General features: G+C 44.6%; 13 protein-coding genes and 1 riboswitch. Of the genes, 10 read left to right on the top strand and 3 right to left on the bottom strand.

Annotation, left to right across the window (positions count from 1 at the left end; all coding sequences use genetic code 11):
- Nucleotides 1-86: 86 nt before the first annotated feature.
- The 7 genes from NSS94_RS13155 to NSS94_RS13125 all read left to right on the top strand — a co-directional run bounded on the left by NSS94_RS13155 (nucleotide 87) and on the right by NSS94_RS13125 (nucleotide 6,778).
- Complete coding sequence (locus NSS94_RS13155) at nucleotides 87-1,640, top strand: ABC-F family ATP-binding cassette domain-containing protein (RefSeq protein ID WP_029517433.1); 1,554 nt, start codon at nucleotides 87-89, stop codon at nucleotides 1,638-1,640.
- 94 nt (nucleotides 1,641-1,734) lie between these two features.
- Nucleotides 1,735-1,843, top strand: a riboswitch (TPP riboswitch).
- A gap of 265 nt (nucleotides 1,844-2,108) precedes the next feature.
- Nucleotides 2,109-2,702 carry a thiamine phosphate synthase gene (locus NSS94_RS13150; RefSeq protein ID WP_029517434.1) on the top strand — a complete coding sequence of 198 codons (594 nt, stop codon included), beginning with the start codon at nucleotides 2,109-2,111 and terminating at the stop codon, nucleotides 2,700-2,702.
- Between the two features lie 64 nt (nucleotides 2,703-2,766).
- A complete protein-coding gene (gene thiO / locus NSS94_RS13145; protein ID WP_340955600.1) occupies nucleotides 2,767-3,915 on the top strand; it encodes a glycine oxidase ThiO in 1,149 nt (382 codons plus the stop codon).
- Nucleotides 3,912-4,115 carry a sulfur carrier protein ThiS gene (gene thiS, locus NSS94_RS13140; RefSeq protein WP_029517436.1) on the top strand — a complete coding sequence of 68 codons (204 nt, stop codon included), beginning with the start codon at nucleotides 3,912-3,914 and terminating at the stop codon, nucleotides 4,113-4,115. Before thiO ends, thiS begins: the two co-directional genes overlap by 4 nt.
- A 2-nt stretch (nucleotides 4,116-4,117) precedes the next feature.
- The gene (locus NSS94_RS13135; RefSeq protein WP_039271297.1) at nucleotides 4,118-4,885 is read left to right on the top strand and encodes a thiazole synthase; all 768 of its coding nucleotides are present in this window, start codon (nucleotides 4,118-4,120) and stop codon (nucleotides 4,883-4,885) included.
- Entirely contained in the window at nucleotides 4,882-5,943 is a 1,062-nt protein-coding gene (locus tag NSS94_RS13130; protein WP_029517438.1) for a ThiF family adenylyltransferase, read from the top strand. The genes NSS94_RS13135 and NSS94_RS13130 overlap by 4 nt, the downstream gene beginning before the upstream one ends.
- A 142-nt stretch (nucleotides 5,944-6,085) precedes the next feature.
- On the top strand, nucleotides 6,086-6,778 hold the full coding sequence (locus NSS94_RS13125; RefSeq protein WP_069011716.1) for a response regulator transcription factor: 693 nt from the start codon (nucleotides 6,086-6,088) through the stop codon (nucleotides 6,776-6,778).
- Nucleotides 6,779-6,842: 64 nt separating this feature from the next.
- Here the strand turns inward: NSS94_RS13125 and NSS94_RS13120 are convergent, their stop codons facing one another.
- Nucleotides 6,843-7,340: a C40 family peptidase gene (locus NSS94_RS13120; RefSeq protein WP_069011717.1), complete on the bottom strand. Its 498-nt coding sequence runs from the start codon at nucleotides 7,338-7,340 to the stop codon at nucleotides 6,843-6,845.
- Between the two features lie 279 nt (nucleotides 7,341-7,619).
- The gene (locus tag NSS94_RS13115; RefSeq protein WP_029517441.1) at nucleotides 7,620-8,261 is read right to left on the bottom strand and encodes a thiamine diphosphokinase; all 642 of its coding nucleotides are present in this window, start codon (nucleotides 8,259-8,261) and stop codon (nucleotides 7,620-7,622) included.
- A 148-nt stretch (nucleotides 8,262-8,409) separates the two neighbouring features.
- Here NSS94_RS13115 and NSS94_RS13110 point away from each other — a divergent pair, with 148 nt between their 5' ends.
- Nucleotides 8,410-8,874: a low molecular weight protein-tyrosine-phosphatase gene (locus tag NSS94_RS13110; protein WP_029517442.1), complete on the top strand. Its 465-nt coding sequence runs from the start codon at nucleotides 8,410-8,412 to the stop codon at nucleotides 8,872-8,874.
- A 143-nt stretch (nucleotides 8,875-9,017) separates the two neighbouring features.
- Here the strand turns inward: NSS94_RS13110 and NSS94_RS13105 are convergent, their stop codons facing one another.
- Nucleotides 9,018-9,752 carry an alpha/beta hydrolase gene (locus tag NSS94_RS13105; protein ID WP_069011718.1) on the bottom strand — a complete coding sequence of 245 codons (735 nt, stop codon included), beginning with the start codon at nucleotides 9,750-9,752 and terminating at the stop codon, nucleotides 9,018-9,020.
- A gap of 255 nt (nucleotides 9,753-10,007) precedes the next feature.
- Between NSS94_RS13105 and pdhA the strand changes: the two genes are divergently transcribed.
- Both pdhA and NSS94_RS13095 read left to right on the top strand, forming a co-directional pair.
- A complete protein-coding gene (gene pdhA, locus NSS94_RS13100) occupies nucleotides 10,008-11,075 on the top strand; it encodes a pyruvate dehydrogenase (acetyl-transferring) E1 component subunit alpha (RefSeq protein ID WP_029517443.1) in 1,068 nt (355 codons plus the stop codon).
- A 100-nt stretch (nucleotides 11,076-11,175) separates the two neighbouring features.
- Entirely contained in the window at nucleotides 11,176-12,156 is a 981-nt protein-coding gene (locus NSS94_RS13095; RefSeq protein WP_013310510.1) for an alpha-ketoacid dehydrogenase subunit beta, read from the top strand.
- Nucleotides 12,157-12,170: the final 14 nt, after the last annotated feature.

The following is a 12,170-nucleotide window of genomic DNA, read 5'->3' as shown; positions in this document are numbered from 1 at the left end:
TACAATAAAGCTTTGAGAGAAACGAAATGCATATGAAATAAGAACAGTCGGCAATGCCGATGACAATAAGGAGCCAAAAACAGCTTATGAGTTTATTGACTGTAGAAAATGTATCCCACAACTTTGGGGACCGCGCATTATTTAAAAATGTTTCCTTTCGATTGCTTGCGGGGGAACGTGTAGGTTTGGTAGGAGCTAACGGTGTTGGTAAATCGACACTCATGAACATTCTCACTGGAAAATTGCTTAAGGATGAGGGTAAAGTGGAATGGACTCCACGTGTGCGTTACGGCTATCTGGATCAGCATACCAAGCTGACACCGGGCAAAACGGTACGTGATGTATTGAAGGATGCTTTTCTTCCTTTGTTGGAATTGGAAAAGGAAATGATGCAGATTACTGACAAAATGGGGGATGCTTCTCCTGATGAGTTGGAAGTGTTGCTGGAACAGATGGGTGAAATTCAGGAGCAACTGGATATGGGGGATTTTTACCTCATTGATGTAAAGGTTGAAGAGATGGCGAATGGACTAGGTCTGTCGGCCATAGGACTGGATCGGGATGTATCCGCACTTAGCGGCGGGCAACGGACAAAGGTTCTTCTTGCTAAGTTGCTGTTGGAAAAGCCGAACGTCCTGTTGCTGGATGAACCTACCAACTATTTGGATGTAGAGCATATTGAATGGCTTACGCGCTATTTGAAGGATTATCCTTATGCTTTTATTCTTATTTCACATGATACTGAATTTATGAACCAGGTCGTTAATGTTATTTACCATCTTGAATTTGCCAAGATGACCCGTTATTCAGCTAATTATGAAAAGTTTCTCGAAATGGCGGATCTAAACAAAGCCCAGCATATTGATGCTTATGAGAAGCAACAGGATTTTATTAAGAAACAGGAAGATTTTATTCAGCGTAATAAAGCGCGTGCCTCTACATCAGGCCGAGCAAAGAGCCGTGAAAAGCAGCTTGATCGGATCGAACGTATTGATAAGCCTGAAGAAGCCGCAAAACCAACCTTTCAATTCAAAGAGGCACGTGCAAGCGGAAAGACGGTATTTGAGGGTATTGATTTTGAGATTGGTTATACACATGCCCTTTTGCCTAAAATGTCCATGACGATTGAACGTGGCGAAAAGATTGCAATTGTCGGCTACAATGGTGTCGGTAAATCGACATTGCTCAAAACCATATTGGGAAAAATTCCGCCAATCAGTGGAAAAACCTATCAAGGTGATTTTTTGCAGCCCGCTTATTTTGAGCAGGAAGTAAAGGCCGAGAAAATTACACCGATTGACGATGTGTGGAATGAATTTCCGCATTTGAACCAGCATGAAGTACGAGCGCATTTGGCGCGTTGCGGTTTGAAAAATGAGCATATCACGCGTCCGCTATCTGCGCTCAGTGGTGGAGAACAGGCTAAAGTCCGTCTTTGCAAACTGTTAATGCGTGAAAGCAACTGGGTACTGTTCGATGAGCCTACCAACCACTTGGATGTTAAAGCAAAGGATGAGCTGAAACGTGCTTTGAAGGAATACAAAGGGACCGTATTGCTTGTATCTCACGAACCGGACTTTTACGAGGATTGGGTAACCAAAACGTGGAATGTGGAAGAGTGGTCAAGTAAAGTTAACTAAAATCAGCTAAATCCAGTTCCAGCAAATTTCACACGAAGTGGGGTTTGCAGAATTAGAAAAATATGCTAAGCTATCTTTAGCTTATACAATAAAATAGTCACACTAGGGGAGCCGCCCATGCGGCTGAGACGGAATAAATGGATTTCGGACCCTTTGCACCTGATCTGGGTTATGCCAGCGTAGGGAAGTGAGCGCCGTACAAACAAGGCAACACCATCTTTATTTTTGTTTGTGCGTGGGACGATACACGTATACGGATATCATGGTCCGTTCGATTATTGGACGTTCGTTAAACCACTTCCTTGGGGAAGTGGTTTTTTTGCGTTTCGTTCATTTTAAGTAGTTCGAGCTTCCGTAGACGATTCACATATAATCCCCTTTCATTCCTGCTGGTAGACGTGGCTGGCTAAGCTTAGATCCTTTAGTCCAATGTGAGGTGAAGACAAAATCGAATTACACGCAATTTCGATGGAAAAGGGCACTTTTGCACAAGCCGCCCAAGTGGCTGCTGTGATTTGTCCGTATGTTCATTATGTACACGCACGTTTAAAACAGAATGGTGCCTCTGCATTGCTTTCTTTGACTCGCAGCCTGGTGGAGCAGGAAGTTCCTTTGCAACAAATTGTAGTAAATGATCGTGTGGATGTAGCTTTACTTACTTTGGTCGGAGCCGTTCAATTACCAGCTAATGGATTACCTGTTGTGGATGTGAAAAGCCTACTTCCAAAGGGTACACGCTGTGGAGTGTCTGTACATTCCTTGGAGGAGATGCAAATTGCTGAGCGGGCAGGAGCGGACTATGTACTTTATGGTCACGTATATGAGACCCATTGTAAGCCCGGTATTGTACCGCGGGGTTTAGCTCAGCTTGAACATATTTGCAGACTGTCAAACATTCCGGTGATTGCGCTAGGCGGCATACAACCGCATCATATCCCGGAGCTTTATAGGGCCGGAGCAAGCGGAATTGCGGTGATGTCTGGTATATGGGAGGCTGAGTCGCCCGTTGCAGCTGCAATGGAGTATAGGCGAATGGCAGACCTTGTAGTTCACAGCCTGTAGCGAGAAAACGAGAGTAGAGGCAAGCTGAAAGCAGAAGGGTTTATGGAGAGGAGATACGGAACAAATGCTAAAGATACACACAGAGGAAAGAGTGATTGGACACGCTGAATGCTTGGTCATAGGTGGAGGTGTCATCGGCAGTTCCATTGCTTATCATGTGGCCAAGGAGGGAAGAAGTACGATTATGCTGGAACGATTGATCCCGGGTGAGGGAGCCTCAGGAGCAGCGGTTGGAATGCTGGCAGCGGAAAGTGAAGAGTTCACCGGCTCTGAGCTATCACGATTTGCTCGCATAAGTCGAGATGCATTCCCTGAGCTTGTCTGTGATCTAGAGCGTTTGTCAGGTATTTCGGTGGAATTCCGTACTGAAGGGTTTGTGACCCCTTTCCGTACGGAGACTGAAGGCCAAAAACGCTGGAAAGCTGCTAAAACGCGAGAGGGTGATTCTCCTATCTGGTGGGATGCGAAAGAATTGGCCCGACGAATTCCAGGTTTGGATGAACAAGCGATCGGGGCAATATATCGTTCAAAGGAGACACAAGTGGCTCCTGTCCAGCTTTGCCGTGCTTATGCAGGTGCTGCTGCGGTGCTGGGAGCAACGGTATGGTCTGGTACACAGGCAGAGCAACTGGTCATACAGGATGGTCGAATTTGCGGTGTCCGTACAGATAGTGGTTTTTTTTCCTGCGATCAGGTCATTATTGCCGGAGGCTTGGATAGCATGAAATTGCTAGCGCAGGTTGGGTTTGAATATCCACTTTATCCGGTCAAGGGCGAAGCGGTAGCGGTCTCCTTGAAGGATCACCCGTTAGAATATACCATTTATGCTGATGATATTTACCTCGTGCCTAAACAGAATAACGAGCTTTGGATTGGGGCAACGAGCCTTCCACATCAATATGACGAAGAGGTGACCGTAGGAGGCTTGGAGGGGTTGCTGGCACGTGCCTCTGCCTGGCTGCCGCGCGTCCGTGAAGCTTCTTTTATACGCGCTTGGGCGGGCTTACGTCCGCAGGCTGTATCAGGTCATCCTTTTATAGGCATTGTTCCTGGGGGCGAGGGCGTATATGCTGCAGTCGGGCATTATCGTAACGGTGTCCTGCTGAGTGATGCTACCGGGCGTGCGATGGCAGCTATGCTTAATGGGGCTTGTGCAGCAGAACTTGGGATAAGTAGTTTTTCTTCTGAGCTCCTCAAGGAGAAAAGCTTATGAAGCTGACGATTAACGGCCAGAGCCTGACCTTTTCTAATCGAATCACTCATGTGAATCAATTGCTACATGAGCTTGATGTAAAGGTGAAAACCGTAGTGGTGGAGCTGAATCGGCATATATTGACCCGTGAAGATCATGATGAAGCGGTACTGAAAGATGGAGATTGCCTAGAGATTGTACATTTTGTGGGAGGCGGTTGATTATGTTAACCATTGGAAAAGCATCTTTTACCTCGAGGTTGTTGTTGGGAACAGGAAAATTCTCTGATCTAGATATCCAATCCCAAGCCGTAGAGGCTGCTGAGACGGAAATATTGACGTTTGCTGTACGGAGATTGAACTTGGAGGAACGGGATAAGCAGCATTTTCTCGATATGCTGGATTTGAGCCGGTATACACTTCTTCCCAACACAGCAGGGGCTACAACAGCAGAGGAGGCGATTCGTATTGCCAAATTGGCAAAAGCCTCCGGCCTGTGCGATATGATTAAGGTGGAAGTCATTGGGGATAGCAAGACACTGCTGCCGGACCCATTTGAAACGTTGAAAGCTAGTGAAAAGCTGTTAGAAGAAGGCTTTATCGTGCTGCCCTACATATCGGACGATGTGATTCTAGCAAAGAGGCTACAAGAGCTTGGAGTACATGCCGTTATGCCTGGAGCTTCACCGATTGGTACAGGACATGGTTTGCTTAATCCGTTTTCATTAGGTCTAATTATTGAACAGGCGGAGGTTCCGGTTATTGTCGATGCGGGTATTCGCTCACCCGGTGACGCGGCAATAGCGATGCAGTTAGGGGCAGATGCTGTTTTGTTGAATACAGCCGTATCAGGAGCGAAGGACCCGGTAAAAATGGCCGAGGCCATGAAACTGGCTGTTCGTGCTGGAAGATATGGTTTTGAGGCGGGGATGATTCCTGTAAAACGTTACGCTTCAGCAAGCAGTCCGATAGAAGGTATGGTTCAGGCATGAAGGTAACTGACAAATCCGGTGCAGGAGGAACACATTCAAGTGACCGTTATTCCAGACAGGAAAGATTCGCGCCCTTTGGACCGACAGGACAACGTCGGCTTGCTTCTTCCCACGTACTAATCATAGGTGCCGGAGCGTTAGGTACAGGTATTGCGGAAACGCTCGTTCGCGGGGGTGTAGGTACAGTGAGCCTCGTAGACCGGGATTATGTGGAATGGAGCAATTTGCAGCGCCAGCAGCTTTTTCAGGAAAGTGATGCTGCGCAAAGATATCCCAAAGTAGTAGCTGCTCAGCGAAGATTAAAGGATATTAATTCGGAAACGGTTATACATGCACATGTACTGGATGTTGGGGTGGAAGAGCTGGAAGAGTTGATCCAAGGGGTAGATCTCTTGATGGATGCAACCGATAATTTCGATACCCGACTTCTTATGAACGACATGGCACTCAAGCATCGGATACCTTGGATTTATGGGGGATGTGTAGGCAGCTATGGTGTAACCTACACCATTTTACCGGGTCAAACGCCTTGTCTTCACTGTCTGCTGGGAACTGTACCGTTTGGTGGGGAAACCTGTGATACCGCCGGGATTATTCCGCAGGCTGTACAGATGGTCACGGCTAACCAAACTACGGAAGCCTTCAAACTTCTTGGCGGATATCCGGAAGATTTGAGAGGAAAGTTACTTTCGTTTGATTTGTGGAAAAATGAGTATGTAGCGATAGCGGTAGATAGCGTTAAAAAGGAGAACTGTCCTTCTTGCGGCAGCCAACCGACGTATCCCTATTTGTCGGCCTCTCATCGGCAGAAAACAGATGTTTTGTGCGGTAGGGATACCGTTCAAATTAGACCAGCAAACCCGATCCATCTGAATCTTGCAGAAACGGCAGATAGATTTGCTTCTTTGGGAGAAGGAAAAGTAGAGCGAAATCCGTTTTTGGTTTCCTTTAGTACAAGCGAGCATCGCTTGGTTGTTTTTGCAGATGGCAGAGCGCTGATCCATGGGACAAAGGACGTGGCAAAAGCAAGAAGTCTGTATCATCGCTATTTGGGTTAAACGATAAAAGCAGAAAGCCATTCTTTGGAGAATGATTTTCTGCTTTTTTGTTACAATAATATTAATATGCTTTAATGGCTTATAACACAAACTTGTTCGTATCCAATATGTAATGCTATGTCCAAACCAGGTGGGTGAAAAGGTGAGCCCGTTAATTTTGCTTGTGGATGTAAATGAAGCGTCTCCCGTAATTGTTCGTCCATTGGAGCAGGAAGGTTATCAGGTGGTTCATGTTAGCAATACGACGGATGCAAGCTCTTATGTAGCCCATAATCCTGTGGATTTGCTGCTGCTCAATATAAAAGATGAACAGACAGTTTCGCAAGGTTTACTTCGCATATTGCAGCAATACCATCCTCATGTCCCGCTATTAGCAATGACTTCATCAGATGAGGAGGACCATATTGTTTCCTGTTTTGAACAAGGAGCACATGATGTGATCGTTCTGCCCTTTTATCCTAGAGTTTTTCAGGCTAGAGTGGCTAATTTATTGCGGATTTTTGGTATTGAACGTGATGTGAAAAGGGCAATCGAGGCGGGTGATTTACATATAGACAATGCAAGCAGATTGGTGAGCAGAGGGGGACAAAAGCTGGAATTAACTCCGAAGGAATTTGATCTTTTACTTCATCTGGCGATACATCTTAACCAAGTTTGTAGCAGGCAGCAAATTCTGAAGGATGTTTGGAAACATGATTATATCGTTGATACGAACGTTGTAGATGTCTATATCAGACATTTGAGGGTTAAAGTAGATAAGGGATATAAGTTTAAAATGATCCGTACGGAACGAGGTATTGGTTATTCACTCAGAACACCAACCGTATCAGAATAGTATTAGGTATAAAAAAAGCCGGAACTTTTCGTCCCGGCTCGCATATTTCAAAATGAGTTTCATACTACAGCACGCGGCGTGCTTTAATGTATGTTCTTTTCCAGTTGCCAGAGTTCAAATCGGAGATGGTCACGCCAGGTCCGCCGTAAGTGTGTAAAATTTTACCCCCGCCCATATAGACTGCTACGTGGGTAATGTTGCGTCCTGTAGCACGACTACCGCTTGAAAAGAAAACTAAGTCGCCTTTTTTCAAATTGGACTTGGATACGGCATGTCCAACTTTAGACTGTTGAACAGAAGTACGCGGCAAATTTACTCCGTATTTCTTGAATATGTGCTTCATGAAAGAAGAACAGTCAAAATTACGTGTAGTGCTTGTGGAAGCTCCAAACTTATAAGGAGTTCCCATATATTTTTCACCGTAGTTAATTACTTTTTGGCCTACCGAAGTCGTAGTGGCGGCTTGTGCCGTATTTGTTCCCTCAATTGCAAAAGTGCCAAAGCCGATCGTGGCTGCGACCCCTGCTATAATTACCTTTTTTATGATTTTCTGCATATTCATGTTGTAAGTACCTCCAAAAATTGATTTGTGCAATATTTTGCTGAGTTGCTAACTAACTGACAGCGTTGAGTATAACAGTTTTGAAGCCGCCTAATAGTTGGAAAAGAACGCTCAAATGCTTGAGGGACAAGACTTACACAGCGATTATTAAAAAACGATTAAAAATTACAATTTGTAAAAAATATATCGATTCATTGATCTCTATAAACGGAAAAACCCTTGTTCATCAAGGGTTTTGAGTGAAAAACAATTTATATAATGGTTACAATAATGTCATAATTAATCCTTGCTTTGAATAACGAGTAGCAGACCGCTTTTGATGGAAATCGTACCTTTTGAAGCCGTTAGCTTATTACTGACAGCACGTGATTGTCCCATTTTGAGGGTGGCATTATGTAACGGATACATAAATCCTTCTAGTTGTATGCCAGTTACTTCGGCGGTCATAGGAAGCAGGGAGGTATATGTATAGCCCATAGGTTGGATTTCAAGCGTTGATCCGGTGAGCTCAATATAATTATGTGCGTCCATAATAGCGCAGCTAATATGATGCTGCATTGCACGTACCAATATTTGAACATTAGCCAATGTGTGGTCCATCCGGGTGCCAGTCACACCAAGCATCAGTACTTGATCTGCCTGTTCGTCCATAGCGATTTCTAAAGCAAGCTCAGTATCTGTTAAGTCTTTAAGTACTGGATCGCACGCAATCATACGTTGGCTTGCTGATTCTACCTTTTCTTTTTCCTCTGGTGTGATTGAATCAAAATCTCCTACAGAGATATGTGGTGTAATACCGTGCTCGATCAGGAAAAGAGCACCTTTATCTGCACCTATAATAAAATCATCGGGCTGTATTTGATGTAAATCTTCTTCATTAAGACGACCACCTGAAAATACAATCGCTCGTTTTTTTGTCATAATCAACATCCTTTCTTTCTGATACGATCCTATATATACCATCGTTTTTAAGTATACCGCGTTAAATATGGCTTGCACAATTTTGGAGGACATGGCTACAATGAAACAGAAAAAAGGAAGTGTAACGTGTAATAGGAAGGAGAACGAAATGATTAACGTTTTGTTTGTGTGTTTGGGCAATATTTGCCGCTCTCCGATGGGGGAGGCAATACTGAGACATAAAGCGCAGGAACGGGGATTGGGTGCAGAAATCGGGGTGGACTCGGCCGGGACAGGCGACTGGCACATCGGAAATCCTCCGCATGAGGGAACACTAAAGCAACTTAAACTGCATGGAATCAGCGAACAAGGCATACAGGCGCGGCAAATAACGGGCCGTGATTTTGACGCGTTTGATTATATTGTGTGCATGGATGACTCTAATGAACGAAACATGCGAAAGATTGCAGGTGGAGCGGAGGCAGATATTCTAAAATTTATGGATTTGCTCCCTCAAGAAAAATTAAGAGAAGTACCCGACCCATATTTTACAGGGAATTTTGAAGAGACCTATCGATTAATGGACGCAGGTTGCGACGCCTTGCTGGACAAGATCGTAGAAGAAAAGCTATAATGTGAACGACAGATGACGGCAATCATTGCCGTTTTTCGTTATACATTTTTGAAAGCGCAACCAAATCATGAAAAAGAAGAAGGAGCTTTATGACCTAGTAGGTCAAATGCTCCATTCCCTTTTAGTTACCTGGGAGAATTTACTCAGGCGCGATCCAAAAAATACATTAGCGCGTCAGGCAACTCGTTTTGCCAAAAGCCCCACAAATGTTTGCCATCCTTTTCACGGTAAGAAACTTCAACGTTCCGTTCGCGCAGCAAATCTGCGCATTGACGGTTAAGCTCTACAAAGTTGTAAATGCCAGTATCACTCTCAAATGCATCTTCCTGAAGGCCAACCGTCATCCACACCCGCAAATGAGACAGATCTTTCTCACGGGCGATGATTTCCTGCGAAGCTTCATAGTAAGCACCTGAGAGGCTGATAATGCGGTTGAACAACTGAGGATACATCAAAGCCAAATGCAGAGACACACTGCCTCCCAGTGAATCCCCCGCCAAAATACGGGACGCTGCATCTTTTCTTATAGGATACTTTTGCTCTACATAGGGAATAATCTCTTCTGCAAAACAGGCGGTATACGCCTCAAAACGATTGCCAAAGGGAGCATACTCCTGCGTTCGAATTTTTGTATTCACTTCCACACCTACAATAATGAAGGGTTCGACGCCCTCATCTAGAATGAGGCGGTTGGCATGAGTTGCAATGCGGCCAAAATTGAAAAATTCTTCTCCGTCCTGACAGTACACGACCGGGTAGCTCAATATTTCATTATAGCCGGGCGGCAAATAAATCCGGAGAGTTCTGGTCTCGCCAAGAAAGCGGCTGTCTACTTCGTCTTTAAGGATGGTTCGTTTTAAATACCGAGAATCCGTCATTTTTCGTCACCTTTCTTGGGTATTATTTTGCATTCGGGATCACAATAAGTTAAGATTACCCTGATTGCAATAGATGTTTAAAATTTCAATCATGTACTAAGCTGTTACAGTAAAAAATATACCCTGTTACACACACAAAAATGTGACAAACTCAAAAAAAATAACTAAATCTTTGACGCGAGCGGTATAACAGGTGTATAATAATCCTATAACAGCGGAACTTGATATTCAAATTTTTTTGTTGAGGTGAAGAAAATGAGCAAGGTTCCTTATGAAGTTTACACAGAGGAAGTTGAGGCGCTGTCCGTACTTTCTCCGGATGGTGAAATTATCAATAAAGATATGTTGCCTAAACTTACAGATGATCAATTGAAAGAAATTATGTATCGAATGGTATTTACACGTACTTGGGATGACCGTGCCGTTAACTTAGGCCGTCAAGGGCGTCTCGGTTTCTATGCTCCGGTATCCGGACAAGAAGCAACCATGGTTGGTAGCGAATATGCGCTCCAAAAAGAAGACTTTATTGCTCCAGGCTACCGCGATATTCCGCAAATCGTTTGGCATGGCCTGCCATTATACCAAGCTTTCTTGTATTCCCGTGGTCATCAACACGGCGGCCAAGTGCCGGACGGTGTTAATGTACTGATGCCGCAAATCATCATTGGCGCGCAAATTTTGCATGCTATGGGTATTGCTATGGGTTACAAGCTGAAAAAACAAAAACAAGTCGCCATTACATATACAGGTGACGGCGGTTCTTCCGAAGGTGATTTCTACGAAGGCCTGAACTATGCTGGTGTATACAAGTTGCCAGTTATTTTCTTTGTGCAAAACAATGGTTACGCGATCACGACTCCATTCTCAAAACAAACGGCTGCTCTTTCGATCGCTCATAAAGCAGTAGCTGCTGGTATTAAAGGCGTGAAAATTGACGGCATGGACGTGCTTGCAGTTATTAAAGCCGTTCAAGAAGCTGCAGAGCGTGGACGTAATGGTGAAGGTGCTACTTTGATTGAAGCCGTAACGTACCGTTTCCGTCCGCATTCCCTTTCTGATGATGCAACAAAATATCGTTCTAAAGAAGAAGAAGGCGAATGGAATGCGAAAGATCCAATTGCCCGCTTTGCGAAATACCTTGAGAAAAAAGGCCTTTGGACTGAAGAAGATACAGCTCGCGTAAAAGAAGAAGCTAAGGCAAAAGTGAACGAAGAGATCAAAAAAGCCGAGAAAACAGAGAAAATGACAATTCCTGGCCTGATCGATAGCATGTTCGAAACAACGCCTAAGCACTTGGAAGAACAAAAAGCTGATTTTAAATAATTGAACTTGAAAGAGACCGGGCCGTAACCCGATCCGGTCTGCTTTTCGATTGACCTGAACTGAAATTGATCTGTCAATGTTTAAGGAGGAAATGAAGCAAATGGCACAAATGAACATGAAAGAAGCGATTCGTGACGCACTGCGCGTAGAGTTGAAACGCGACCCTAACGTCCTGCTTTTCGGTGAAGACGTAGGTCATGTAGGTGGCGTATTCCGCGCTACAGAAGGTCTGCAAAAAGAATTTGGCGAAGAACGTGTATTCGATACTCCGCTGGCGGAATCCGCAATCGGGGGTCTTGCTGTCGGTTTGGGTATTCAAGGCTTCCGCCCTGTAGCTGAAATCCAGTTCGTAGGCTTTATCTTTGAAGCGCTTGATCAAATGGCAATTCAAGCATCCCGTATGCGTTACCGTTCCGGTGGACGTTACAATTCTCCAATCGTATTCCGTACACCTTTTGGTGGCGGTGTTAAGGCAGCCGAGCTGCATACAGATTCCTTGGAAGGTCTGCTGGCTCAAACACCTGGTATCAAGGTTGTTGTTCCATCCAACCCTTATGATGCAAAAGGTCTTATGATTGCGTCTATTCGCGACAACGATCCTGTGTTTTTCATGGAGCATTTGAACTTGTATCATGCATTCCGCGCTGAAGTTCCTGAGAATGATTACACAGTTGAACTGGGCAAAGCTAATGTAGTTCGCGAAGGTTCCGATGTGACGATCATTACTTACGGTATGATGGTACACACTTCGATTAAAGCTGCGGATGAGCTGGAAAAAACAAAAGGTATCAAAGTAGAAATCATTGATTTGCGTACCATTAGCCCGATTGACATTGATACCGTTGTTGCTTCTATTCAAAAAACCAATCGTGCCATCGTTGTTCAAGAAGCGCAAAAGAGCTCCGGTGTAGCTGCTGAAGTTATTGCACAAATTAACGAAAAAGCAATCCTGCATCTGGAAGCACCCGTTCTGCGTGTAGCAGGTCCGGATACCGTTTATCCTTTTGCTCAAATTGAAGATACTTGGTTGCCAACGCCAACACGTATCATTGATGCGGTTAATAAAGTATTGGAATTTTAATTAAAGCACACCGT

Source organism: Paenibacillus sp. FSL L8-0644, from assembly GCF_038008165.1.
GTDB lineage: Bacteria > Bacillota > Bacilli > Paenibacillales > Paenibacillaceae > Paenibacillus > Paenibacillus polymyxa_D.
The sequence above is the reverse complement of the archived record's forward strand: the minus strand, read 5'-3'. Positions and strand labels throughout refer to the sequence as shown.

Coding starts and splice junctions, on each gene's coding strand:
- NSS94_RS13155 (WP_029517433.1), top strand. CDS start 87: ATGAGTTTATTGACTGTAGAAAATGTATCCCACAACTTTGGGGACCGC.
- NSS94_RS13150 (WP_029517434.1), top strand. CDS start 2,109: ATGGAAAAGGGCACTTTTGCACAAGCCGCCCAAGTGGCTGCTGTGATT.
- thiO (WP_340955600.1), top strand. CDS start 2,767: ATGCTAAAGATACACACAGAGGAAAGAGTGATTGGACACGCTGAATGC.
- thiS (WP_029517436.1), top strand. CDS start 3,912: ATGAAGCTGACGATTAACGGCCAGAGCCTGACCTTTTCTAATCGAATC.
- NSS94_RS13135 (WP_039271297.1), top strand. CDS start 4,118: ATGTTAACCATTGGAAAAGCATCTTTTACCTCGAGGTTGTTGTTGGGA.
- NSS94_RS13130 (WP_029517438.1), top strand. CDS start 4,882: ATGAAGGTAACTGACAAATCCGGTGCAGGAGGAACACATTCAAGTGAC.
- NSS94_RS13120 (WP_069011717.1), bottom strand. CDS start 7,340: ATGAATATGCAGAAAATCATAAAAAAGGTAATTATAGCAGGGGTCGCA.
- NSS94_RS13115 (WP_029517441.1), bottom strand. CDS start 8,261: ATGACAAAAAAACGAGCGATTGTATTTTCAGGTGGTCGTCTTAATGAA.
- NSS94_RS13110 (WP_029517442.1), top strand. CDS start 8,410: ATGATTAACGTTTTGTTTGTGTGTTTGGGCAATATTTGCCGCTCTCCG.
- NSS94_RS13105 (WP_069011718.1), bottom strand. CDS start 9,752: ATGACGGATTCTCGGTATTTAAAACGAACCATCCTTAAAGACGAAGTA.
- pdhA (WP_029517443.1), top strand. CDS start 10,008: ATGAGCAAGGTTCCTTATGAAGTTTACACAGAGGAAGTTGAGGCGCTG.
- NSS94_RS13095 (WP_013310510.1), top strand. CDS start 11,176: ATGGCACAAATGAACATGAAAGAAGCGATTCGTGACGCACTGCGCGTA.